Here is a 24776-nt window from a genome sequence, read left to right as displayed (position 1 = left end):
CACAACTGACCGCTCACCACACGCCAAAGAACACGCCCGCCTGCTTATACACATTGGTCTTCGCCGCCACTTCCGCACTGCTGACCGTGGTGCGTGGCTTCAGCGTGCAGAACCATTCCAGCAGATGCCCCCGCATGGCCGAGCGGATCGGCTCATGGCCGGCATCCCCGCCCAGGTCGAAGAACTCATCGGGGTCGCGCTCCAGGTCGAACAGCTGCGGGCGGAAGCCCTGCCAGTGAACATACTTCCAGCGGGCGTTGCGGACCATCCAGGCTCGGCATTCGCCCGGGTGCCGGCCCAGCGCCACGCGCGCGCCGCGATAGGCGTAGTCCAGCTCCGACACCACGAAATCGCGCCACGGACCGGCGCTGCGCGCGCGCGTGAGATCCAGCAGCGAGCGGCCTTCGACGCGATGGTCGGCCGGCGGCAGGCCCAGGGCGTCCAGCAYGGTCGGCACCACGTCCACGGCGGAGACCATGCGCGCATCGACGCTGCCGCGCGTGGCATCGGCGTCGGGCGATGGGTCGTAGACGATCAGCGGGATATTCTGCACGGTGTCGTAGAACTGCTCCTTCTCGCCGAGCCAGTGATCGCCGAGGAAGTCGCCGTGATCGGCGGTGAAGACGATCAGCGTATCTTCCCAGCGGCCCAGGCGTTCGAGCTGCTCCCACAGCTCGCCAAGCCGGTCGTCGATCTGCTGCACCAGCCCCTGATAGGCGGGGCGAACCGTGTCCGAGACTTCGCTGCGCATGAAGTTGGCGCATTCCTCCTGCGTGCGGTATGCGTCCAGCACCGGGTGCGGGTCCTCCAGCTCCGCGTCGTGGCGCTTGAGCGGCAGGCAGTCGTCCAGCGAGTAAGCCGCGTGGTAAGGCGCCGGTGCCATATAGGGCCAGTGCGGCTTGACCAGCGAGAGATGCAGTACCCACGGATCGTCGCCACGCGTGGCGATGTACTGCATGGCCTGGCCTACCGTATAGGCCGTCTCCGAATGCGGCTCCGCCACGCGCGCCGGCAGGCCTGCATTGCGCATCTGCCAGCCCGACACGATCTCGCCCTGCGCGTTCTCCGCGCTGATCACGTAATCGGTCCAGGGATCGGCGCTGTCGTAGCCCTGCTGGCGCAGCCAGTCGGCATAGGCGCCGCGGGGCTCGGCATGATGGCCGTCATGACGGTCGACTTCGACAAAATGCCCGCTGCGCAGCAGCGTTTCCAGCTCGCTGCCGCCGTCGAGGTGCAGGCGTTTCATGTTGGCGTTGTCGGGCATGACGTGGGTCTTGCCGGCGAGCGCCAGTGAGCGGTGACTGTCCTTCAGGTACTCGCCCAGCGTCACTTCGCCGACCGACAGCGGCACGCGATTCCAGGTGGCGCCGTGGCTGCTGGGGTAGCGGCCGGTGTAGAAGCTCATGCGGCTCGGGCCGCACACGCCGGAGGTGACGAAGGCYTTGGTGAAGCGCACGCCGCGCGCGGCGAGGGCGTCGATGTTCCTGGTGCGCAGGGTGGGGTGGCCGTAGCAGGTCAGGTGGTCCTGACGCAACTGGTCGCACATGATGAAGAGGGTGTTTCTCGTGGACATGGCTTTCCTGACGATCTGCCTGGGGTCGGACGATTGCCGCCCGACCCGGATTCCATCAACTCAACAAATAACAGAATGGGATTCGACGATGACTACATCAGTCAAGAAGATGATATTGATCTGATGAATAATCATGGCGATATTTTCTGGGGGGATTTTCAGTCTCCCGTATAACCGGATGCCTTGACCACCGGCCCCCAGCGCCCTGCGTCCGCCGCCAGCACCTTCCCGAACTGCTCCGCGCTCCCGGTCAGCGGCTCCAGTCCCAGCTTCAGGAAGCGCTCCTTCAGGTCTCCTGACTGCACCGCGTGCACAATCGCCGCGTTCAGCCGGTCGATGGCCGCCTTCGGCAAGCCAGCCGGCGCCAGGAAGCCGTACCTGCCTACGCCCTCGATATCCTTATAGCCAAGCTCGGTAAACGTGGGCACATCCGGCAGCGCCACCGACCGCTGCGTTCCCGAACTCGCCAGCACGCGAATCTTTCCGGCCCGGTGCATCTCGGTCAGGTCGGCCAGCGTATCGACCGACGCCGGCACCTGCCCGCCCACCARCGCATTCATCAGCGGTGCCGAGCCATTGAACGGCACATGCAGCATCTCGACGCCCACCTGCCTGCCGACCAGCAAGCCAAAGAAGTGCGGGATGCTGCCAAGCGCCGGCGACGCGTACGAGTTGTTCTTCGCAGGATTGGCCTTGAGCCAGTCGATGTACTCCTTCAGCGTCTTCGCCGTCGTGCCGGGGCCGGCGGCCAGCGCCAGCTGGAAGTTGGCGGCCTGCGCCACCGGGGTGAAGTCGCGCTGGATGTCGTAATTGAGCTTGCGGTAGACCAGCGGGGCGATGGTCATTACCGCCGAGTTGGCGATTACCAGCGTGTTGCCGTCGGCGGGCAGCGTGCGGGCGTAGTCCATCACCAGGCGGCCGCCGGCGCCGGGCTTGTTCTCGATGACCACGGTCTGCCTGAGCTCGTCGCGCAGCTTGTCGCCGATCAGGCGCGCGGCCAGGTCGGCGGTGCCGCCGGCGGGGTAGCCCACGAGGATGCGCAGAGGACGGTCGTTCTGGGCGCTGGCCGGTGCGCTGGGCAGGCAGGTGGCGGCCAGCACGGTCATGGTGGCGAGGGTGGGAACTAGCGCGCGCAGCAGTTTGGCGGGTTTCACGGATTCTCCTGTTGGTTCGGCATCGGCGGGAAGCCGGCCAATTTATCGATACGGTCGTGGTGAGCCAAAGAAGGGTTTCGCGGATCGATCCGCGCGTTTCGTTCCTTGTCGCCGGGTGCCCGGCCGTACCCCGGCGGCTGCGTTGTCCATGCGGCTCGCCAGTTCTTGTGCAGCGGCACAGACGCTAACACCCACCCATATAATTGACAAAATCAACTAAATTTGCGGATGCGGCATGAGCGCTGACGAAACGGGCAGGCAGGGCAGCGGGAACGCCGGGGAGCTGGCGGACGAACGGGAACGGGATGCCGGCGAGACGCTGCAGCATCCCGCCCGGCTGGCCGACTTCCTGAACTACCGCCTCTATCACCTGAGCCGTGTCGCCCTGCAAGCCAGCGGGCATCACCTGCGCGTCGCGGTCGGGGTGAGCCGGCGCGAGTGGCGCATGCTGTCCTTCCTCGGCGAGCAGCCGGGCACGCGCCTGACGGAGCTGGCGCAAAGCGCCGGGCTGGACAAGGTGCTGGCCAGCCGCGCCGTGCATGCCTTGATGGCGCGTGGTCTGGTGCTGCGCGCCACGCGCGAGACGGACCGGCGGGCGGCGGCGTTCGTGCTGAGCGAGGAGGGCGAGGCGGTCTACCGGCAGGCCTTTGCGCAGGCGCAGGCCTTCAACGCGCGCCTGGCCGCCTGCCTGGCTCCGGAGGAGGCGCGGGTGCTGGGGCGTTGCCTGTCCCGCCTGCAAGCCGAGGCCGAAACCTTGCTGGCGCAGGCGCAAGCGCTGCCCGATACCGTACCCGCGCCTGCGCAGTTGCCCCAGGATTGGTGGCGCCAGCCGTAAGGTCCGGCCGCTGGCTTCCGACTGCACCCTGCGACTTCCTGCTCCTACACTTGTAGACTTGGAGTCAGCGCGTGCACTGCCTGGAGCCTGCCATGCCGCTTGTTCGTCTCTTTTCGCCCCGGCTGCGCGCCGCCACCGCCGCGGCGCTGGTGCCCGCCTGCCTGCTCGCTGCCCCGCTTGCCCTTGCCGCGCCCCAGCCTCCCGCACCGGCGCAAGCGCTGACGCGCCAGGCGGTGGCCGCCTACGACGCAGGCGCCTTCGATGCGGCCTTGCGCGACTTTGCCAAGGCGGCCGAGCAGGGCAACCGGCTGGCCCAGTTCAATTACGCGATGATGATGCTGCGCGGCGAGGGCACGCCGGTGCGCCCKCAGGAGGCGCTGGTCTGGCTGCGCCGCGCCGCCGACAACGACATGACCCACGCCCAGTTCACTTTTGGCGAGCTGTACGAGCACGGCGAACTGGTGCCGCGCTCGCTGGAATCCGCCAACGAGTGGTACCGCCGCGCGGCGGAAGGCGGCCATGTGCAGGCCCAGGTCGAGCTGGCGACGAACTACTTTACCGGGCGCGGCGTGGCGCGCGACTACGGCAAGGCATTCCAGTGGTACAGCCGCGCCGCCAGCGCCGGCGACGGCGGCGCGCAATACATCGTCGGCAGCTATTACGAGCGTGGCGAGCCCGGCGTGGTGGAAAAAGACATCGAGCAGGCCAAGATCTGGTACGCCCGCTCCGCCTCGCACGGAGACCCCGGCGCGCTGGCCAAGCTGCGCTCGCTGCTGGAGCAGGGGCTGAAAGACAAGGCGAAAGCCAATCCCAAAGGAGCCGGTGCCATGTAATGCCCCGGTCGCATTGCCATGGTGCCATATCAGGTGGAGTAGCCGCGGCCAGGCTGACGCCGGCCGGAGCAGAGCGTAATCAAGGAGGAAGCCGCGCCTCGTCGAGCCCGGGGCGGTACAACTCTTGCTTGTAAGCACAACACAAAACCTGCGCAATGGGAGGCCCGAGTGGCAACGCACGTCGCACTGAACCACGTCACCCACTACCGGTATGACCGGCCGGTGAAACTCTCGCCGCAAGTGGTACGGCTCCGGCCCGCCCCACACTGCCGCACCCCCATTCTTTCGTATTCGCTGCGTATCGAGCCCGAGCAGCATTTCATCAACTGGCAGCAGGACCCGTTCGCCAACTATCTGGCCCGGCTGGTGATTCCCGAGCCCACGACCGGGTTCAAGATCACCGTCGACCTGGTGGTCGAGATGGCAGTCTACAACCCGTTCGACTTCTTCCTGGAACCCTACGCCGAGCGTTTCCCCTTCAGTTACGAGGCGGGCCTGGCGCACGAACTGGCGCCCTATATGGTCAAGGGCGAGCCGACGCCGCGCTTTGCCGCCTTCGTGGAGAGCATCCCGCGCACGCCGCAGGTCACCATCGATTTCCTGGTGGGCCTGAACCAGCGCCTGCAGGAGGACATCCGCTACCTGATCCGCATGGAGCCCGGCGTGCAGACGCCGGAGCAGACGCTGGAATCCGGCGCGGGCTCCTGCCGCGATTCGGGCTGGCTGCTGGTGCAGACGCTGCGCCACCTGGGTCTGGCGGCGCGCTTCGTATCCGGCTACCTGCTGCAACTGGCGCCCGACGTGAAATCCATCGACGGCCCCAGCGGCACCGAGGTGGACTTCACCGACCTGCACGCCTGGTGCGAGGTGTACCTGCCCGGCGCGGGCTGGGTCGGCCTGGATCCCACCTCCGGCCTGCTGGCCGGCGAGGGCCATATCCCGGTGGCGTGCACGCCCGAGCCCAGCAGCGCGGCGCCGGTCAGCGGCGCGGTGGACGAGAGCGAGGTGAGCTTTCACCACGAGATGTCGATCACCCGCATCTATGAATCGCCGCGGGTGACCAAGCCCTATACCGAGGAGCAGTGGCAGGCCGTGGCCGCCACCGGCGCCGAGGTCGATCGCTTGCTCAACGCGCAGGACGTGCGCCTGACCATGGGTGGCGAGCCTACCTTTGTCGCGGTCAGGGACCGCGACGGCGCGGAGTGGAACACGGACGCGCTCGGTCCCACCAAGCGCGCCTATGCCACCGAACTGGTGCATAAACTGCGCGGCCGATACGGCGAGGGTGGTTTCCTGCACTTCGGCCAGGGCAAGTGGTACCCCGGCGAGCAACTGCCGCGCTGGGCCTTGTCGATCTGCTGGCGCGCCGATGGCCAGCCTTGCTGGCAGGATCCGTCGCTGTTCGCCGACGAGCGCGAGCCGGGCGACTACACGGAGGCCGACGCGCAGCGTTTCCTCGACAGCCTGGCCGGCCGGCTCGGCCTCAATCCGGACTTTGTGCAGCCCGGCTATGAAGACACCTGGTATTACCTCTGGCGCGAGCGCCGGCTGCCGGTCAACGTCGACCCCATGGACGCGCGGCTGGACGACGAGATGGAGCGCATGCGCCTGCGCCGCGTGTTCGATGGCGGGCTGTCGCGGCCGACCGGCTACGTGCTGCCGCTGCGCCGCACCGGCGAGGAGGATGGCCCTGCCTTGTCCGGCCAGCGCTGGATCAGCGGACCGTGGTTCTTCCGCGACGACCGCATGTACCTGCTGCCCGGCGATTCGCCGATGGGCTATCGCCTGCCGCTCGATGCCCTGCCCTGGGTCAGCGAGGCGGACTACCCCTGGCAGTTCGACCAGGACCCGTTCGCGGTACGCTCGCCGCTACCCACCGGCGCACAGCTGCGCACGCAGTTGCCGGGCCTTGCCGGCTCGGGCGCCGAGACTGGCCAGGGTCACGGGATTCGCGCCAGCACCGCGGCTTTCCCGGCACCCGGCTCCGCGATGGCAAGGAGCGCAGTTGCCGGTGCCGGCAGGGCCGCGGGCATTGCCGTCGGTGCCGGCACGCCCGGCGGCCAGGCGGCCGACCTGGCGCGCGTGCCCGGACGCGGCGAATCCGCGGGCTGGATCACCCGCACCGCGCTCTGCGTGGAGGTGCGCCACCCCAGCCGCGCCGCGGGCCCCAAGGCCGAGAGCAAGGCTGCTGGCGACAAGCGCGGCATGCTCTATGTTTTCATGCCGCCGCTGACCGTGYTGGAGGATTACCTGGAACTGCTGGCGGCGGTGGAAGCCACCGCCGCCGGGCTGGGCGTGAAGATCGTGMTSGAAGGCTACCCGCCSCCGCGCGACGTGCGCCTGAAGGTGCTGCAGGTCACGCCCGATCCCGGCGTGATCGAGGTCAATATCCATCCCGCGGCCAACTGGGACGAACTGGTCGACCATACCGAGTTTCTCTACCAGGCCGCCCACGAAACCTACCTCAGCACCGAGAAGTTCATGCTCGACGGCCGCCACACCGGGACCGGCGGCGGCAACCACTTCGTGCTGGGCGGCGCCACGCCGGCCGACAGTCCCTTCCTGCGCCGCCCCGATGTGCTGTCCAGCCTGATCGCGTACTGGCACAACCATCCCTCGCTGTCCTACCTGTTCTCGGGCATGTTCATCGGCCCCACCAGCCAGGCGCCGCGTGTGGACGAGGCACGCAACGACCAGCTGTACGAACTCGAGATCGCCTTTGCCGAACTGCAGCACCAGCTCGACCGCCTGAGCGGCACGCAAGGGGCGGCGGGCGCCAATGGCGCGCACGTGCCGCCGTGGCTGGTCGACCGCGCGTTGCGCAATATCCTGATCGATGTCACCGGCAACACCCACCGCAGCGAGTTCTGCATCGACAAGCTCTACTCGCCCGACGGCCCTACCGGCCGGCTCGGCCTGCTGGAGCTGCGCGCGTTCGAGATGCCGCCGCACGGGCGCATGAGCCTGGTGCAGCAACTGCTGCTGCGCGCGCTGGTGGCACGCTTCTGGCGCGAGCCGTATCGCGCGCGGCTCACGCGCTGGGGCACCGAGYTGCACGACCGCTTCCTGCTGGSCACCTTCGTSCAGATGGATTTCGASGACGTGCTSGSCGAGATGCGCGAGGCSGGCTTCGCCTTCGACAACGCCTGGTTCGCCCCGCATTTCGAGTTCCGCTTCCCGCGCGTGGGCGAACTGGCGGCGGGCGGGCTGGCGCTGACGCTGCGCGCCGCGCTGGAGCCGTGGCACGTGATGGGCGAGGAGGGCAGCGCCGGCGGCACCGTGCGCTATGTGGATTCCTCGCTGGAACGCATCGAAGTGCGCGTGCTGGGCCTGAACGACAGCCGCCACGTGGTTACGGTCAACGGCCGCGCGGTGCCGCTGCAGCCCACCGGGCGCGTGGGCGAGTTCGTGGCGGGGGTGCGGTACCGGGCCTGGGCGCCGCCGTCCGCGCTCCATCCCACCATCGCGTCGCACGCGCCGCTGACTTTCGACGTGGTGGACACCTGGATGGGACGCAGCATCGGCGGATGCCAGTATCATGTTTCGCATCCGGGCGGGCGCAGCTACGAGACCTTCCCGGTCAATGCCTACGAGGCCGAAAGCCGGCGCCTGACACGCTTCTTCACACTCGGACACACACCGGGCGTGATGCGCGTGGAGGAACCCCGCCGCGGCCTCGAGTTTCCGTTCACGCTGGATTTGCGGCAACGCTGATCCGGCTCGCCCCCAAGCCGCGCCCCCGTGCCTCAACAGCCATCACTGCCTTTCGATGAATCCACCCCCGCGGCAGACGCGGTGATGCACCGCGCGCGGCCGGTGCCGCCCGGCCACCTTGACGAACTGGGCGCGTGCGGCGACGGGCTGCGCGCGCCGTGGGCGAGCTTCTTCCAGGTGCTGGGCGAGGAAGGCATCGACGGCCTCGACCAGCAGGCCGCCGCCATGGCGCGCCAGATCCGCGACAACGGCGTGACCTACAACGTGTACGCGGACAACGCCGACAAGGCTGGCGCACGCGCCTGGGCGCTGGACCTGCTGCCCTTCCTGGTCCCCGAGGACGACTGGGAGCGGATCGAGCGCGGCGTGATCCAGCGGGCCGAGCTGGCCAACGCCGTGGTGGCCGACATCTACGGGCCGCAGACCCTGCTGTCCAAGGGCTTGCTGCCGGCCGGCCTGGTCTTCGGCCATCCCGGCTACCTGCGCCCGCTCAAGGGCTACCAGCCGCCGGGCGGCAATTTCCTGCATATCGTCGCGGTGGACCTGGCGCATACCGTGGCGGGCGGCTGGACCGTCATGGCCCACCGCACGGAAACGCCTTCGGGCATGGGCTACGCGCTGGARAACCGGCTGATCATCTCSRGCCTGTTCRCCGATGCGTTCCGCGAGCTGCGCGTGCGGCGCCTGCCCGCCGCGTTCACGCAACTGGTGGCCACGCTGGCGCAGCAGCCCGCGGCGCAGCCACCCGCGCCCGAATCCGCTGCCGGCATGGCGGCGGCGGTCAGCAAGCACATCGTGCTGCTCACCCCGGGCCCCTATAACGAAACCTATTTCGAGCACACCTTCCTGGCCCGCTACCTCGGCATCACGCTGGTCGAGGGCAAGGACCTGACCGTGCGCAACGACGTGGTCTACCTGAAGACCCTGGCCGGGCTGGAACGCGTCGACGTGGTGCTGCGCCGCCTGGACGATGCCTATTGCGATCCGGTCGAGCTGCGGCAGGACTCCACGCTTGGCGTGCCCGGCTTGCTGCAGGCGATGCGCGCGGGCAATGTGCTGGTCTCCAACGCGCCCGGCTCGGGCTTCCTGGAAACGCCGGCCATCCACGGTTTCCTGCCCGCCATCGCCCGCGAACTGCTGGGCGAGCCGTTGCTGCTGCCCGGCGTGCCGAGCTGGTGGTGCGGCGAGGCCACCGCGCGCGCGGAAGCGCTCGCGCAATTCAGCGAAGCCTTCCTGATGCCGACCTATCCGCGCGGCATGGCGCAGCCGTGGGAAGGGCCACGGCTGGGCATGGAGCGCGGCCTGCAGCGGCTGGCCGACTGGCGCGAGCGCATCGAGCAGGTGCCCGATCTGTTCACCATCCAGGCCGATCTGCCGCTGTCGCACGCGCCGCGCTGGGAAGGCCCGCATATCGGCTCGCGCATGGCCATGCTGCGGGTCTACGCCATCGCCGACGGGCGCGGCGGCTGGCAGGTGATGCCGGGCGGCTTTACCCGGCTCGCGGGAGAAGGGCAGCCGGCGGTTTCGATGCAGCTCGGCGGGTCCAGCGTCGATACCTGGGTGCTGTCGAGCCAGCCGGCACAGCCGGTGCCGATGCCGCCGCCGTTCCCGATGGGCAGCACGGGCCTGGGGCCAGCCCCCAAGCCGCTGGCGGTATCGAGCCGCGCCGCCGAGAACCTGTTCTGGGCCGGCCGCTATGCCGAGCGTGCGGAGAACAATGTGCGCCTGTGCCGGCTAGTGCTGGGCTCGATCGAGAGCAGCGACGACCGCGACGACAGCGCGCTCGACGTGATCGGCGAACTGGTGCAGGCCTGCGGCCTGCTGCCGACCGGCGCCCCGCAGCCGCGGGCCTCGCTGCGCGTGTTCGAGCGCAGCCTGGTATCCGCGCTGGCGGAAGACGCCGGCTGGACCAGCGTGGGCCAGAACCTGGCCAGTCATGTGCATGCCGCCACCGAGATCCGCAACCGGCTGTCCAACGATCACTGGCGCACCATCCTGGCCGCGCGCAACGATTTCGGCGACGCGATGGCGGCCGCTTGTGGCGGCAGCCCGGGCGCGGCGGGCAGCGACGCCGGCTACTACGACCGGCCGCGCGTGCTGGCGGCGCTGGATCACCTGGGCATGCAGCTCGCCGCCATCAGCGGCGCCCAGGGCGACCGCATGACCCGGGATGAAGCCTGGCGCCTGCTGTTCATCGGCCGCCATATCGAACGCGTGGCCACGCTGTCGACCTTCCTGCAGGTGTTCGCGCACAACGGCGCGCTGCTGCACCGGACCTGCTTCGACCTGGTGCTGCACCTGTTCGACAGCACGCTGACCTTCCGCGCGCTCTATCCCGGCCGCTCCGATGTGCCGGCGCTGGTCGACCAGATCGTGATCGAGCCCACCAATCCGCGCGGGCTCTATGGCGTGCTGGCGCGGCTGCGCGTCAAGCTCGGCCAGGTCACGCCCCCGGCCAGTCCGGCAGGCACCGGGCGTTTGCCGCTGCCGCAGTTCCTGCCCACGGTGGAGACGCTGCCTGGCTGGGAGGCGCTATGCGAGCGTGATGCCGACGGGCAATACACCAATCTGGTGCAATTGTGCGGGCAACTGACGAGCATGATGGTGCAATTGTCCGACGAAATCAGTGCGCGCTACTTCAGCCATGCCGGCATGGCCGGGACGGGTGCCTGGGCCGGGGTGCAGCCATGACCGCGGCGATGAACGAGACGACCGCCGCCGCCGCCGTCGCGCCCGCGACACCCGCGCCGCGCGCCGCATCCGTGCTAACCGTCCACCACAAGACCATCTACGACTACACCGCGCCGGTGGAAAACGCCCAGCAGCGCGCCGTGGTGTTCCCGGTCACTTGCCCGTGGCAGGCGGTGCTCTCGCACAGCACGCTGATCGAGCCGGCGCCGTCGCATCAGCGTGCCGACACCGATGCCTTCGGCAACAACGTGCTGTACTTCACCATCGACGTGCCGCACGACTTCATGCAGCTCGCCTGCGAGAGCACGGTCAGCCTGACGCCGCGCTGGGAGGCGCTCGATCCCGCCGCCAGCATGCCGTGGGAAGCCGCCGTGGCAGCGCTGCGCTTTCGCGCCGGCCAGCCCTTCATGCCGCAGAGCGAGTTCTGCTTCGCCTCGCCCAACATAGCGCTGCATCCGGACCTCAAGGCCTACGCGCTGGCCAGCTTCGCGCCCGGCACGACAGTGGTGGCGGGCGCCATCGACCTGATGCACCGCATCCATGCCGACTTCGAATACCACGCCACCGCCACCGAGGTCGATACGCCGGCGCTGCAGGCCTTCGGCCTGCGCAGCGGCGTGTGCCAGGATTTCGCCCAGGTGATGATCGGCTGCCTGCGCTCGCTTGGCCTCGCCGCGCGCTATGTCAGCGGCTACTTGCGCACCGAACCGCCGCCCGGCCAGCCCAGGCTGATCGGCGCCGACGCCTCGCACGCGTGGCTGTCGGTCTACTGCCCGCTGGCCGGCTGGGTCGACCTCGATCCCACCAACGATGTGCTGGCCGACACCGGCCACGTCACGCTGGCATTCGGGCGCGACTACAGCGATGTCTCGCTGCTGCGCGGTGTCATCTTCGGCGGCGGCGCGCACGATGTCGAAGTGGAGGTCAGCGTGTTGCCGCTCGTGTAGCGACGCCGCAGCGGTCAGCGGCTGGCAAGCCAATTGCTTGTCGGTAGCCTGGGTTTGCCGAGAAAAGGGGGAATCATCATGCTAAGCCGCACCGCCGACCACCTGTTCTGGATGGCCCGCTACACCGAGCGTGCGGAGAACACCGCACGCATGCTCGACGTCAACTACCAGGCCTCAATGCTGCCGCAGTCGCCCGACGTGGCCCGGCAAGGCTGGCTGGCGATGCTCGATGTGACCGAACTCACGCCGGTATTTGCCGCGCATCACGGCGCGGTGGCGCACGGGGAGGTGATCGACTTCATGGTGCGGGACCTGAGCCATCCCGCGTCGATCATGTCGTGCCTGCGCGCCGCCCGCGAAAACGCCCGTGCGGTGCGCGGCGCGCTTACCACGCCGCTTTGGGAGACCATCAACACCACCTGGCTCGATGTGCAGCAGATGGTTGCCGACGGGATCCTGCGGCACGACCCGGYGCAGTTCTTCGAGTGGGTGAAGTTCCGCTCTCACCTTACGCGCGGCGTGGAAGCCGGGACCATGCTCAAGGACGAAGCCTATTGCTTCATGCGCCTGGGGACGTTCCTGGAACGGGCGGATAACACGGCCCGCATTCTCGATGTCAAGTTCCAGGCTACCGACCTGGGGCAGCAGCAGGACGACTTCTATCAGTGGGCTGCCGTATTGCGTTCGGTGTCGGGGCTGGAGATGTATCGCAAGGTTTATCGATCGGTGGTTACGCCGGAACGCGTGGCGGAGTTGCTGATCGTGCATCCGGATATGCCGCGGTCGCTGGCGGCGAGTTTGCGGGAGGTGGTTTCGTTGCTGGCGCAGGTCAGGAATGCGCAGTCAGTGGAGACGGAGAGGCGGGCGGGGAAGCTGCATGCCGAGCTTAAATTCACTCGGATCGAGGATATTTTTTCTGTTGGGATTCATGGGTGGCTTAGTGATTTTCTTCGCAGGATCCATGAGTTGGGGGGTGGGGTTAGTCGGGATTTTTTGATGAAGGGGGTGTAGGGGTAGGGGTAGGGGCAAACCATTGGCTTTTTTGTCGGTGCTTGGTCTTTGATTTGAGCGGTGTTGGCTCTTGCACCCAACAGCGTACGACATCCCCCTGCGGGGGACGCCGGTCACTCTTCTTTGCTTCGGCAAAGAAGACTAACGAGAAGAAAGCCGACCCTGCCGGGGGCAGAGCAATCGCGAGTGCGCAGGGTGCTGGTTTCGTCGTATGGCCAGCGGTTCTGCGGGCATCTGCCGGTACCGGTTTAAAGGGCCACGAATCTGCAAGTTTCCGGGATTCGTGGTGCGGCCCCCGGTAGGAGAATCCTTGGCCATTCGCCAATCTGCCGTTACCGGCGCGGGCCATCACGACACATCGCCCGTCAATGGTTTCGTGGTGGGGCGGGCGCGGTGGTCAAGGTCTTGGGCAAATCAACCCGGTGCCACCGCGCCCACGACGGAACCGGTGCGCCTGCAACTTCGTGGCCGGCCACTCCGCGAGCGACAGACGGCTTGAAGCAAGTGATGTGCGCTACCGGGGGCCTCACCGTCAATCCCGGATGCTGGCAGGTTCGTGGTCAGTCAAGCCGGTACCGGCAGAAGCCCGCCGGCACTTTGGGCCGTACGACGAAACCCCCGATATTCGAGAGCCTTATTGCTCTGCCCCCGGCAGGGTCGGCTTTCTTCTCGTTAGTCTTCTTTGCCGAGGCAAAGAAGAGTGACCGGCGTCCCCCGCAGGGGGATGTCGTACGCACTTGGGTGCAAGAGCCAACACCGCTCAAAAAACCCCTATCCCACCAACTCCCGATGCAAAGCCAAATACTCCAACGCCAGCTTATGCCGCGGATCCAGATGAATCATCGGCATCGCATGCTGATGCGACTCCCGGATCTTCACGGACGACGACAACCGTGAATTCAGCACCGGCAACCCCTCGCCAACCAGCTCCTCAACCAGTTGCAACGGCAGGCTGGCCCTCGGCTGGAACTGGTTGATCACAATACCCTCGACTTCGAGATCCGCATTGTGGTCATGCTGGATCTCCTTCACATTGTCGAGCAGCGTATAAAGCGCACGGCGCGAGAAGTCGTCGCAGTCGAACGGAATCAGGCAGCGCTCGACAGCGATCAACGCGGAGCGGGTGTAGAAATTCAAAGCCGGCGGCGTGTCGATGTAGATCGCGTCGTACACCGCTTCCAGCTCGATCAGCGCATCGCGCAGCTTGTAGATCTTGTAGCGGGATTCGAGCTTGCCGTGCAGCGCGTCGAGCTCGGGATGGGCGGGCATCACATCGAGGTTCTCGAACGGCGTGGCATGGATGAACGAGGTGACTTCCACCGGCTTGAAGCTGTACGTCAGCGCGGTGTTGAAGAAGTCTGCCACGGTCGGGGTGGCTTCCGCGGCCTGCGTGCCGAGCAGGTACTGGCTGGAGTTGCCTTGCGCATCCAGGTCGATGACCAGGGTGCGCAGGCCTTCGCTGGCACTGATGGCGGCCAGGTTGCAAACGATGGTCGACTTACCGACACCGCCCTTCTGATTGAATACGACGCGCCGCATTTGAGCCCTTGGATGTGAACGTGCCAAAGGGAAGAGGATACCCTAGCGCGGTGTCATTTCAGCGGCCAAATCGCGCGACAGGCTACGTCTGTATCAGCCGCTTCTGACGCGAGATACTCATCAGTATCCCGATCCCCATGCCCAGCGTCACCAGCGCCGTCCCGCCATAGCTCATCAACGGCAACGGCACCCCCACCACGGGCAGGATGCCGCTCACCATCCCCATGTTGACGAACGCGTAGGTGAAGAAGATCAGCGTGATCGCCCCCGCCAGCAGCCGCGAGAACAGCGTCGGCGCGTTGGCCGCGATATACAGCCCGCGGAAGATCAGCAGCAGGTACAGCACCAGCAGCACCGCATTGCCCACCAGGCCGAATTCCTCCGAGAAGACCGCGAAGATAAAGTCGGTGTGCTTTTCCGGGATGAACTCCAGGTGCGTCTGCGTGCCCTTCAGCCAGCCCTTGCCGAAGACGCCGCCGGAGCCGATGGCGATGATCGATTGGATGGTGTGGAAACCCTTGCCGAGCGGGTCGGTGGTGGGATCCAGCAGCGTGCAGATGCGGTGCTGCTGGTAGTCGTGCAGGATCGGCCAGTTCACGCCGGGGGCGCACATATCGTGCTCGAAGGTGACCAGCGCGGTGATGGCCACCACCACGATGGCAAGCAGCGGCAGGATGATCTTCCACGACAGGCCGGCGAAATAGATCACATAGAGGCCGGCGGCCATGACCAGCAGGCCGGTGCCGAGGTCGGGCTGCTTGGCGATCAGGCCAACGGGCACGAGCAGCAGCACCAGCGCCAGCACGAAATCGAACCACCTGACCGAGCCCTCCCGTTTCTGGAAGTACCACGCCAGCATCAGCGGCATGGCGATCTTCATGATCTCGGAGGGCTGGATCACCATGCCGACGTAGAGCCAGCGGCGCGCACCCTTGCGGATCAGGCCGAACATGGCCACCGCGACCAGCAGGGCCACGCCTACCGTGTAGAGCGGCACCGCCACCCGCATCAGCGTCTGGGTCGGCAGGTAAGCGATGGCCCACATCACCACATAGGACAGCAGGATGTTGCGCAACTGGTCCTCGACCCGCCCGGGCATGTCGATGGCGGCGGAGTAGAGCGCCACGATGCCGGTGGCGAACAGCAGGAAGACGATCAGCGCCAGCGGCTTGTCGAAGCCGGTGATGGCCGTCTTGATGAACGATAGGACGCGGCGGCGATCCATGGCGCGTCTCCTTCAGCGTGTAGCGTTGGCGTTGCCGCCGGCCGCGGCGGGCGCGGTTGCCGGCTTGGCGCGGGGTTTGGAACTGGCCGGCCCCACCACGGCCTGCGCGGCAGGGGCGGGGGCCGGAGCCGGGCGGCTGTGGCCAAGGGCCTGCGCCATGCGCTCGTCCAGCGTCTGTACCGCCGAGGCCGGCGCGATGGCGGCGGGGTCGATCACCGGCGCCTGCACGGCGGAAGCGGCCGTGGCGGCAGCACCGGCACGGGCTGCGACGCGCGCGGCCGGCGCGCTGGCGCCTTCGCTGGTGGCGGCGGCCTCGCTGGCGCCCATGACCGTGGCGCTGGCGATGCTGGCGGTGTGGCCGGTGGTGAACACGCTGGGCGTATCCACCGGCGGCTTGCCGCCGGCGCGCTCCGATGCGGGCGGGGCGATGTTCTCCAGCTCTGCCGGCCACTTGCCGAGCAGGTAGTAATCCATCACCTTGCGCGCGATCGGCGCGGCCACGGCGCCGCCGAAGCCGGCGTTTTCCACGATCATCGCCAGCGCGATCTTCGGGTTGTCCGCCGGGGCGAATGCCGTATAGAGCGCATGGTCGCGCTTGCGCTCGTCCAGCGCGTGGTGGTTGTACTTCTCGTTCTTGCCCATGGTGAAGGTCTGGGCGGTACCGGTCTTGCCGGCCGACTCGTAGGCTGCGCCGGCAAAGGCGCGCGCAGCCGTGCCCGAGTGCGTCACGCCGACCATGGCGCGCTTGATCACGTCGATATCGGCCTGCTTGAACGGCAGCCGGTAGCTTTCCTTGGGCACCGTGAGCTCGCGGTCGCGGGTTACGGAATCCTCCACCGCCTTGACCAGGTGGGGCTTCATCGCGGAGCCGTTGTTGACCAGGATGGCGGTGGCGTTGGCCAGCTGCAGGATGGTGAAGCTGTTGTAGCCCTGTCCGATGCCAAGGGAGATGGTTTCGCCGTCATACCACTTCCGCTGCTCGGGCTTGCGGTAGGCGCGCTGCTTCCATTCGGTCGACGGCAGGATGCCGCGGCTCTCGCCTTCGATGTCGATGCCGGTGATCTGGCCGAAGCCCAGCGGCTTCATGAAGTCATGAATGGCGTTGACGCCCATGTCGCGCGCCAGCATGTAGTAATAGGTATCGCACGACTGCACGATGGAGGCGTTCATGTCCACCCAGCCGTGGCCGCCCGGCTTGTCGTCGCGGAAGGTATGGTTGCCCAGCGTGAATGAGCCCGGATCGTGCATGCCCCAGGCTGCGGTGCGCTTGCCGGTGGTGAGCGCCGCCAGCGCCATGAACGGCTTGTAGGTCGAGCCGGGCGGGTAGGTGCCGCGCAGCGGACGGTTCAGCAGCGGCTTGTCGGGCGAGCCGTTGAGTTCGTTCCAGGTATTGGTGTCGATCCCTTCGACGAACAGGTTGGGGTCGTAGGTCGGCTTGGAAACAAAGGCCAGGATGTCGCCGGTGGCCGGCTCGATCGCCACCAGCGCGCCGCGCTTGTCGCCAAAGAGCGCCTCGGCCAGCTGCTGCAGGCGGATGTCGAGCGACAGGATCAGGTTGTTGCCGGGCGTGGCGGGGGAGGTGGACAGCGTGCGGATGGGGCGTCCGCCCGCGCTCACTTCCACTTCCTCGAAGCCGGTCAGGCCGTGCAGTTCGGTCTCGTAGCTCTGCTCGATGCCGATCTTGCCGATGTAGTTGGAGCCCTTGTAGTTGTCGGCGTCCTTGCGCGGATCGTACTTGGCGCCTTCGGCGCTGTTGGCCTCGTCCATGGCCTCGATGCGTTCCTGGTCGCGCTGCGAGATGCGGCCGAGGTAGCCGATCACGTGCGAGGCGGACTCGCCCATCGGGTACTGGCGGAACAGCCGCGCGCGCACGTCCACGCCGGGAAAGCGGAAGCGCTGCGCGGAGAAACGCGCCACTTCCTCGTCGGTGAGCTGGCTGCGGATCGGCAGGCTCTCGAAGCTGCGGGATTCTTCCATCAGCCGCTTGAAGCGGCGGCGGTCGCGCGGCTGGATGTCGATCAGCTGGGCTAGTTCCTCGATGGTGTTGTCGAGCGTGTCGGACAGCTTGGACGGCGTGATTTCCAGCGTGTAGGCGGAATAGTTGCGCGCCAGCACCACGCCGTTGCGGTCCATGATGATGCCGCGGTTGGGCTCGATCGGCGCCACCGAGATGCGGTTGTCCTCGGCCTTGGCCGAGTACTGGTCATGCTTGTACCACTGCAGCCAGAGAAAGCGCGTGAACAGCAGGCCGAAGCAGATCACGGCAAACAGGCCCGCCGCCGCTACGCGGATGCGGAAGCGGCCGAGCTCCTGTTCGACATTGCGTATTTCGGTCATGGTACTGCGTCAGCCTTGCGGTTTGCCGCGCACCCCAGGGGGCCGCGGCGGGACATCGGTTGGGGTAAAGCGTCAGATCGGCCGGGTTTCGTCCACGTCCGCGCTGCGGCGCTGCGGCGCCAGCAGCATGCCGGTGGCCAGCGGCCACAGCAGCGCCTCGATGCCCGGCGCCAGCAGCAGCTGCCAGCCGGGCAGCGGCGCGCCCATGGCCAGGCGGATCACCACCGGCACCGCGTGGGCGACGAACAGCAGCGGCAGCACGTGCAGCGCCTGGGTATAGACGGTGAACCACAGCACGCGCCGATGGATGGTGATGGCGAAGTACGCCAGCAGCGAGTAGGCCATGGCGTGCTCGCCCAGCAGGCGCGCATCGTGCACATCCATCAGCAGGCCGAGCGCGAACGCCACGCCCATGCCGACCTTGCGCGGCTGGTGGATGTTCCAGAACACCAGCACCAGCGCCACCATGTCGGGCACCCACAGCGTGGTGCCCCAGGGCATCAGGTTGAACAGGAAGGCCAGTACGAAACTCAGCGCGATAAACGCGGGGTTGACCGGGCGCAGCAGGTATTGGGGATTGGTCAACGCTTGACCTCCTTGGCGGCGGCGGGCTTGTCCGCGGGTTTTTCCGCCGCCTTGTCGGCAGGTTTGTCGGCTGGCTTTGCGGCGGGCTTCGCCGCCGGCTTGGCGTCGGCGCGTTCGGCGTCCTTCACGCCCGGCCGGTCGGCCCTGACGATCCTGGCTTCCTTGGCGTCGCGCGGGCCGTCGATGGATTCGCGCGGCGGCAGCTGGGCTTCGTAGCGGATCACCAGCAGCTGGCGGTGCGAGCGCACCCCGGCCACCGGCTCGCAGTACACACGCGAGAAGGCGGTATCCGCCTTGCGCTCGATCTGCACGATCCGGGCAACCGGCAGGCCGGGCGGGTAGGTGCCGTCCAGGCCCGAGGTGACCAGCAGGTCGCCCTGCTGCAGGTCGGCCGAGGCGGCCATGAAGCGCAGGTCCAGCAGGCCGGCGCGGGCGCCGCCGAAGGCTACGCTGCGCAGGCCGTTGCGCACGACCTGCACCGGAATGGCCTGTTCCTTGTCGGTCAGGAGCGTGACTTCGGACTGGAACGGCGACACGCGCGTCACCTGGCCGATCACGCCGCGTTCGTCGATCACCGGATAGCCCGCGCGCAGGCCGTGCTGGCTGCCGCGGTCGATCACGATGCGCTGGCTGTAGGGGTCGCGGGCGTCGTACAGGATCTCGGCCGACGTCACCGGCGTGGCCGACTGCTGCACCAGGCCGAGCAGCTTGCGCAACTGATTGTTCTCGGCTTCGAGCTGGGACTGGCGCACCGAGCCCTCGGCCTCGGCCACCATGCGGCGCCTGAGTTCGCGGTTCTCGCTGGCCAGGGCGGCCGCTGACTGGGCGTAGTCGAAGGTGGCGCGCAGTGCATCGCGCGGCACCAGCACGGTGCGCTCGACCGGCATCAGCACGGTGGCGGCAACCTGGCGCACCACGCGCAGGGCGTCAAAGCGCGCATCGACGATGAGCAGCGCCAGCGCGATCGTCACATAGAAGACGAGGCGCGCGACGGCGGAAGTGCCCTGCTTGAAGAGCGGCGGCGGAGTGTAATCCATTTACCCGTGCGCTGGCAGAAAGGTCTCCCGGTCCCGTAGGCACGACAGCGCCGCGGCGCGCCAGCCAGCGTGGCTGGGGCGTCGCGGCGCGGTGTGTTGCACGGGCTCGGGCCGGGTCGGGAGGGTGGCGCGGCACGGCGCGGCCCCGACCAGGTAGTCCGGCAGGCCGCGTCGCGCCACGAGCGATTCCTCTGCTGATTCTTTATTCGTAAGAGAAGATGCTGCCCAGCTTGTCCATGCGTTCGAGCGCCATGCCGGAGCCGCGCACCACGCAGGTCAGCGGGTCTTCGGCAACCAGCACCGGCAGGCCGGTTTCCTCGGCCAGCAGGCGATCCAGGTCGCGCAGCAGCGCGCCGCCGCCGGTCAGCATCATGCCGCGCTCGGCGATGTCGGCGCCGAGTTCCGGCGGGGTCTGTTCGAGCGCGATCTTGACTGCCGACACGATCTGGTTGAGCGGATCGGTCAGGGCTTCCAGGATCTCGTTGGAGGACACCGTGAAGGCGCGCGGGATGCCTTCGGACAGGTTGCGGCCCTTGACTTCCATTTCGCGGACTTCGGAGCCGGGGAAGGCCGAACCGATGGCCTTCTTGATGGCTTCGGCGGTCTGCTCGCCGATCAGCATGCCGTAGTTGCGGCGGATGTAGTTGACGATGGCTTCGTCGAACTTGTCGCCGCCCACGCGCACCGAACCCTTGTAGACCATGCCGCCCAGCGAGATGATGCCCACCTCGGTGGTGCCGCCGCCGATATCCACCACCATCGAGCCGGACGGCTCCGACACGGGCAGGCCGGCGCCGATCGCGGCCGACATCGGCTCCTCGATCAGGTACACCTGGCTGGCGCCGGCGCCCAGCGCCGATTCGCGGATGGCGCGGCGCTCGACCTGGGTCGAGCCGCACGGCACGCAGATGATGATGCGCGGCGAGGGACGCAGCAGCTTGGTGTCGTGCACCATCTTGATGAACTGCTTGAGCATCTGCTCGGTGACGGTGAAGTCGGCGATCACGCCGTCTTTCATCGGGCGGATGGCCTCGATGTTGCCCGGCACCTTGCCCAGCATCTGCTTGGCTTCCTTGCCGACCGCCTGGATGGTTTTCTTGGCGTTGGGCCCGCCTTCCTGGCGAATCGCGACGACGGACGGCTCGTCAAGGACGATGCCCTTGTCGCGCATATAGATCAGGGTGTTGGCGGTGCCGAGGTCGATCGCGAGATCGTTCGAAAAGTAGCTGCGGAGAAATCCGAACATCAGGAATCCTGTTTTCTGGTGGTTCGCGAGTATGCGAAGTGGCCGGCGCCGCTGCGGGGCCAGCCACGATATTCATAGCGACGGGTAGTATTAAGGCCCCCGGTCGTTCGGTGGGGCCGGCGCCGTTGCCAGCCTGCCACAGGGGGCGTGCTGTCAGGGCCGGGGCCGCCAACCAAGGCCGTCTCGCCGGGTGGCGGAAACGACCTGTACGGGTACCTTTGATTAGACCACGCGCGAAAGTTCGGTGGAACGGCACCGCAATTACAATTTAATTGCTGGCGGGGGCGGTCTAATCGGAGGAACCTGTCTGTATCCCTTGCCTGCCTTCGGCATCGCACCGCCGGCTGGTGGCCTGGCGATGTGGCCAATGCTGCGATCCGTGGGTCCGGGGGACCGTAGGGTGACCCACAAAGCTCCGCGGCACGCGGTTTTGCACCAATGTGCACCAATGTGACGAAGGCGCTGCCAAAGGATGGCAACGCGCAATGATACCTTATAATTCCCCCTGTTTCGGGGGCTTCTACCCCGAAAAAACCTGTAACTTTGACGATTCCCGGGCGCTCCCGGCAGCACTCGCCGGCCCGCCCCGGCCGCGCCCGCATCGCCTTTCGCACCGACCCCAAGCCATGGCTCTCGACCTATCCGACGTCAAGCGCATCGCCCACCTTGCCCGCATCGAAATCAACGATGCCGAGGCCGGGCAGACGCTTGTGCAGCTCAATCAATTCTTCTCCCTGGTCGAACAGATGCAGGCGGTCGATACCACCGGCATCGTGCCGCTGGCCCACCCGCTGTCCKCGGTGCGCGAGATGTCGCAGCGGTTGCGCGACGACGCCGTGACCGAGCCCAACCGCCGCGAGGACTACCAGCGTCCCGCGCCGGCCACCGAAGGCGGCCTCTACCTGGTGCCCAAGGTCATCGAATAAAGGTCATCGAACACCGGCCCTCGAACCAGCGGCTGCGCCGCGCCGCCGCCAGGCGGCGCCGGCAGCCATCACCTGCCAAGCCAAACCGACCGACATGTCCTTTTCCGCATCTACCGTGACCTCCCTGCGCGAGCTCTCCGACGCGCTGGCGGCACGCACCGTCTCCGCCGAAGAACTGGCGCGCGATTACCTGGCCCGCATCGAGCAGGCCAGCGCGCTCAACGCCTTTGTCGACGTCAACCCCGAACTCACGCTGGCGCAGGCCCGCGCCGCCGACGAGCGCCGCGCGCGCGGCGAAGCCGGCCTGCTGACCGGCGTGCCGATCGCCCACAAGGACGTGTTCGTCACGCGTGGCTGGCGCGCAACAGCGGGCTCGCGCATGCTCGCCGACTATGAAAGCCCGTTCGACGCCTCCGTGGTCGAGCGCCTGGCCGCCGCCGGCATGGTCACGCTGGGCAAGACCAATATGGACGAGTTCGCGATGGGCTCGTCCAACGAGAACTCGCACTTCGGCCCGGTGAAGAACCCCTGGGATGCCAGCCGCGTGCCGGGCGGCTCCTCGGGCGGCTCGGCCGCCGCCGTGGCAGCCGGGCTCGCGCCCGCCGCCACCGGCACCGACACCGGCGGCTCGATCCGCCAGCCGGCCTCGTTCTCGGGTATTACCGGCATCAAGCCCACCTATGGCCGCGTGTCGCGCTACGGCATGATCGCTTTCGCCTCCTCGCTCGACCAGGGCGGCCCGATGGCACATACCGCCGAGGACTGCGCCATGCTGCTGGGCGCCATGGCCGGCTTCGACGAGCGCGACTCGACCAGCCTCGCGCCCGCCCAGGGTGGTGTCGACGAGGACTACACGCGCCTGCTGGGCAAGCCGCGCACCGGCGCCAGCGTTGAGAGGCCACTGTCCGGGCTGCGCATCGGCCTGCCCACCGAGTATTTCGGCAAGGGGCTGTCGGCAGACGTGGAACAGGCCGTGCGCGCCGCGCTCGCCGAGTACGAGAAGCTGGGCGCCACGCTGGTCGAGGTGTCGCTGCCCAAGACCGAGCTGTCGATCCCCGTGTACTACGTGATCGCGCCGGCCGAGGCCTCGTCCAACCTGTCGCGTTTCGACGGCGTGCGCTACGGCCATCGCGCCGCCGAGTACCGCGACCTGATGGACATGTACAAGAAGACCCGCGCCGAAGGCTTCGGCCCCGAGGTCAAGCGCCGCATCATGGTGGGCGCCTATGTGCTGTCGCATGGCTACTACGACGCCTACTACCTGCAGGCGCAGAAGATCCGCCGCATCATCGCCGACGATTTCCAGCGCGCCTTTACCCAGTGCGACGTGATCATGGGTCCGGTGGCGCCCACGGTAGCCTGGAAGCTGGGCGAGAAGAGCGCCGACCCGGTGCAGATGTACCTGGCCGACATCTTCACGCTGTCGACCAGCCTGGCCGGCCTGCCCGGCATGAGCGTGCCCTGCGGGCTGGGCGAGGGCGGCATGCCGGTTGGCCTGCAACTGATCGGCAACTACTTCGGCGAAGCCGAACTGCTGCAGACGGCGCACGCTTTCCAGCAGGCAACGGACTGGCACCTGCGCCGGCCTGCCAAGGCATGATCGCGCGGCGCTGGCTGGTCCGGCTCGCACTCGGCATCGGGCTGGCCGCCGCACTGGCGGCCTGCATCCCGCTGCCGCGCTTCGGCGGCGGGCCCACCCCGATCGCCAGCCGCGACATCGACCTTGCCGGCGATTGCCGCCGCACCGAGGAAGACGGCTTCCGCGAGGATGCCCAGCTGCGCGTGGCGGACAACAGCGTGCAGCAGTTGTCGTGGAAGCTGTGGGTGGGCAAGCGCGGTTCGTGCAGCTTCAACCTGGCCGAATTCCGCCAGACGCAGAAGAAGCCGCATATCGAGTTGCGCGCCAACGACGGCAGCGCCTGCAAGCTGATGGTCTGGCAGGATCCGCGCCGGGTCACGCTGGCCCACGCCAATTGCGAGGCACGGTGCTCGCCGGGCATCTACGAGGAAGCCTGGCCGGTGATGTTCGAACCCGGCACTGGCGGCTGTGCACAGACCCGATGAATCCGATGCACCCGCTCAGCGCCCTGTCCGGACTCGCCGCCCGCCTGCGGGATTTTTGCCTTGGCGCGTGCGCCCTGGTGCTGGCAAGCCACGGCGCGCTCGCGCATGCCTTCGTGCCGGAGGCCGGCATGCACGCCATGCCGCCGGCGCGGACGGTGCATTTTCCCGATGCCGACAAGGGCAATGCGCTCAGCGCCCACTGGTTCTTGCCGCAGCGCGGCGCGCTGGCGTCGGCGCAGGCATTGCCGGTGGTCATTGCGTTGCATGGCTGCGCCGGGCTCTACCAGAACGGCGGCGCGGATGCCGCGGCGCTGCAGGAGCGCTACCGGGAATACGTGCAATGGCTCTCCGCGCGCGGCTACGCCGTGTTGCTGCCCGACAGCTTCGGTCCGCGCGGCAAGCCGCAGGGCATCTGCACCGAAGCGCTGGCCGGGCGCGACATCGACGACGAAACGCGGCGCGGCGATGTCCTGGCGGCGCTGCGCTGGCTCGCGCGGCAGCCCGGCATCGACACGGCGCGCATTGTGCTGCTGGGCTGGTCCAACGGCGCGCAGGCGGTGCTCAGCACCATCGACGCCAGCCGCGACTGGCCGGCGGGCGCGCCGGCAATCGAGCGCGCCGTGGCCTTTTATCCTGGCTGCAAGCGCGCCGTGCAACGGCATGAATAYCGCCTGCGCACGCCCTTGCTGCTGATGACCGGCGGCGCCGACGACTGGACCCCCGCCACCCGCTGCGCCATGTTGCGCGAGGCGGTCACGGCGCGCCAGCCCGATGCGCGCTTCCGGCTGGAGATCTACCCTGGCGCGTATCACGGCTTTGACGGCACCAGCGAACTGCGGGTGCGGCGCGATGTGCCCAACGGCGCGCGTCCCGGCCTGGGCGTGACCGAGGGCGGCGACCCGGTCGCGCGCGGCGCGGCGCTGGCGCAACTGGATTCGTGGCTGGCCAGCCCGAATCCGTGAGATGAATACCGGCATGGCGCCGCGGTCGGATGCGAAATGCGCGCGCGATGCCGATGAACACGTAGCAGACGTAGCAAACACGTAGCAACACATACAG

General features: G+C 67.6%; 18 protein-coding genes. 10 read left to right on the top strand and 8 right to left on the bottom strand.

Annotation, left to right across the window (positions count from 1 at the left end; genetic code table 11):
• Nucleotides 1–13 precede the first annotated feature (13 nt).
• Nucleotides 14–1573, bottom strand: coding sequence for a sulfatase-like hydrolase/transferase (locus AC1DKD_RS01825; protein WP_477142868.1), 1560 nt, complete (start codon nucleotides 1571–1573; stop codon nucleotides 14–16).
• A gap of 158 nt (nucleotides 1574–1731) precedes the next feature.
• Nucleotides 1732–2679: a tripartite tricarboxylate transporter substrate-binding protein gene (locus AC1DKD_RS01820; protein ID WP_051648081.1), complete on the bottom strand. Its 948-nt coding sequence runs from the start codon at nucleotides 2677–2679 to the stop codon at nucleotides 1732–1734.
• A gap of 283 nt (nucleotides 2680–2962) precedes the next feature.
• On the opposite strand from AC1DKD_RS01820, the gene AC1DKD_RS01815 reads away from it, so the two are divergent.
• The 6 genes from AC1DKD_RS01815 (at nucleotide 2963) to AC1DKD_RS01790 (ending at nucleotide 12758) form a co-directional block, all read left to right on the top strand.
• Nucleotides 2963–3562, top strand: coding sequence for a MarR family winged helix-turn-helix transcriptional regulator (locus AC1DKD_RS01815; protein ID WP_441631032.1), 600 nt, complete (start codon nucleotides 2963–2965; stop codon nucleotides 3560–3562).
• Between the two features lie 92 nt (nucleotides 3563–3654).
• Nucleotides 3655–4395: a tetratricopeptide repeat protein gene (locus tag AC1DKD_RS01810; protein ID WP_441631034.1), complete on the top strand. Its 741-nt coding sequence runs from the start codon at nucleotides 3655–3657 to the stop codon at nucleotides 4393–4395.
• Between the two features lie 168 nt (nucleotides 4396–4563).
• Complete coding sequence (locus tag AC1DKD_RS01805) at nucleotides 4564–8109, top strand: transglutaminase family protein (protein WP_477142867.1); 3546 nt, start codon at nucleotides 4564–4566, stop codon at nucleotides 8107–8109.
• A 27-nt stretch (nucleotides 8110–8136) separates the two neighbouring features.
• The gene (locus AC1DKD_RS01800; RefSeq protein ID WP_477142866.1) at nucleotides 8137–10800 is read left to right on the top strand and encodes a circularly permuted type 2 ATP-grasp protein; all 2664 of its coding nucleotides are present in this window, start codon (nucleotides 8137–8139) and stop codon (nucleotides 10798–10800) included.
• A gap of 8 nt (nucleotides 10801–10808) precedes the next feature.
• The gene (locus tag AC1DKD_RS01795; protein ID WP_441631040.1) at nucleotides 10809–11747 is read left to right on the top strand and encodes a transglutaminase family protein; all 939 of its coding nucleotides are present in this window, start codon (nucleotides 10809–10811) and stop codon (nucleotides 11745–11747) included.
• 78 nt (nucleotides 11748–11825) lie between these two features.
• Nucleotides 11826–12758, top strand: a complete 933-nt coding sequence (locus AC1DKD_RS01790; protein ID WP_477142865.1) for an alpha-E domain-containing protein — start codon at nucleotides 11826–11828, stop codon at nucleotides 12756–12758.
• Nucleotides 12759–13529: 771 nt separating this feature from the next.
• Here AC1DKD_RS01790 and AC1DKD_RS01785 read toward each other — a convergent pair.
• From AC1DKD_RS01785 to AC1DKD_RS01760, 6 genes are all read right to left on the bottom strand, one after another.
• Nucleotides 13530–14297, bottom strand: a complete 768-nt coding sequence (locus AC1DKD_RS01785; RefSeq protein ID WP_035859677.1) for a ParA family protein — start codon at nucleotides 14295–14297, stop codon at nucleotides 13530–13532.
• 82 nt (nucleotides 14298–14379) lie between these two features.
• Entirely contained in the window at nucleotides 14380–15522 is a 1143-nt protein-coding gene (gene rodA, locus AC1DKD_RS01780) for a rod shape-determining protein RodA (protein WP_441631045.1), read from the bottom strand.
• A 12-nt stretch (nucleotides 15523–15534) separates the two neighbouring features.
• Nucleotides 15535–17859: a penicillin-binding protein 2 gene (gene mrdA / locus AC1DKD_RS01775; RefSeq protein ID WP_477103967.1), complete on the bottom strand. Its 2325-nt coding sequence runs from the start codon at nucleotides 17857–17859 to the stop codon at nucleotides 15535–15537.
• A gap of 72 nt (nucleotides 17860–17931) precedes the next feature.
• Nucleotides 17932–18444 carry a rod shape-determining protein MreD gene (mreD, locus tag AC1DKD_RS01770; RefSeq protein WP_035859668.1) on the bottom strand — a complete coding sequence of 171 codons (513 nt, stop codon included), beginning with the start codon at nucleotides 18442–18444 and terminating at the stop codon, nucleotides 17932–17934.
• Complete coding sequence (gene mreC, locus AC1DKD_RS01765) at nucleotides 18441–19481, bottom strand: rod shape-determining protein MreC (protein WP_045238331.1); 1041 nt, start codon at nucleotides 19479–19481, stop codon at nucleotides 18441–18443. The genes mreD and mreC overlap by 4 nt, the downstream gene beginning before the upstream one ends.
• A gap of 202 nt (nucleotides 19482–19683) precedes the next feature.
• Nucleotides 19684–20727 carry a rod shape-determining protein gene (locus tag AC1DKD_RS01760; RefSeq protein ID WP_035859663.1) on the bottom strand — a complete coding sequence of 348 codons (1044 nt, stop codon included), beginning with the start codon at nucleotides 20725–20727 and terminating at the stop codon, nucleotides 19684–19686.
• Nucleotides 20728–21353: 626 nt separating this feature from the next.
• Here AC1DKD_RS01760 and gatC point away from each other — a divergent pair.
• The 4 genes from gatC to AC1DKD_RS01740 all read left to right on the top strand — a co-directional run bounded on the left by gatC (nucleotide 21354) and on the right by AC1DKD_RS01740 (nucleotide 24679).
• Nucleotides 21354–21653 carry an Asp-tRNA(Asn)/Glu-tRNA(Gln) amidotransferase subunit GatC gene (gene gatC, locus AC1DKD_RS01755; RefSeq protein ID WP_477142864.1) on the top strand — a complete coding sequence of 100 codons (300 nt, stop codon included), beginning with the start codon at nucleotides 21354–21356 and terminating at the stop codon, nucleotides 21651–21653.
• A gap of 94 nt (nucleotides 21654–21747) precedes the next feature.
• Nucleotides 21748–23253: an Asp-tRNA(Asn)/Glu-tRNA(Gln) amidotransferase subunit GatA gene (gatA, locus tag AC1DKD_RS01750; protein WP_441636966.1), complete on the top strand. Its 1506-nt coding sequence runs from the start codon at nucleotides 21748–21750 to the stop codon at nucleotides 23251–23253.
• Nucleotides 23250–23717 carry a hypothetical protein gene (locus tag AC1DKD_RS01745; protein ID WP_441636964.1) on the top strand — a complete coding sequence of 156 codons (468 nt, stop codon included), beginning with the start codon at nucleotides 23250–23252 and terminating at the stop codon, nucleotides 23715–23717. The genes gatA and AC1DKD_RS01745 overlap by 4 nt, the downstream gene beginning before the upstream one ends.
• Nucleotides 23718–23722: 5 nt before the next feature.
• A complete protein-coding gene (locus tag AC1DKD_RS01740) occupies nucleotides 23723–24679 on the top strand; it encodes a dienelactone hydrolase family protein (RefSeq protein WP_477103969.1) in 957 nt (318 codons plus the stop codon).
• Nucleotides 24680–24776: the final 97 nt, after the last annotated feature.

The organism is Cupriavidus sp. 05T313, from assembly GCF_056396665.1.
Note: the sequence above shows the minus strand (reverse complement) of the source record. Positions and strands in the feature narration are given on the sequence as shown.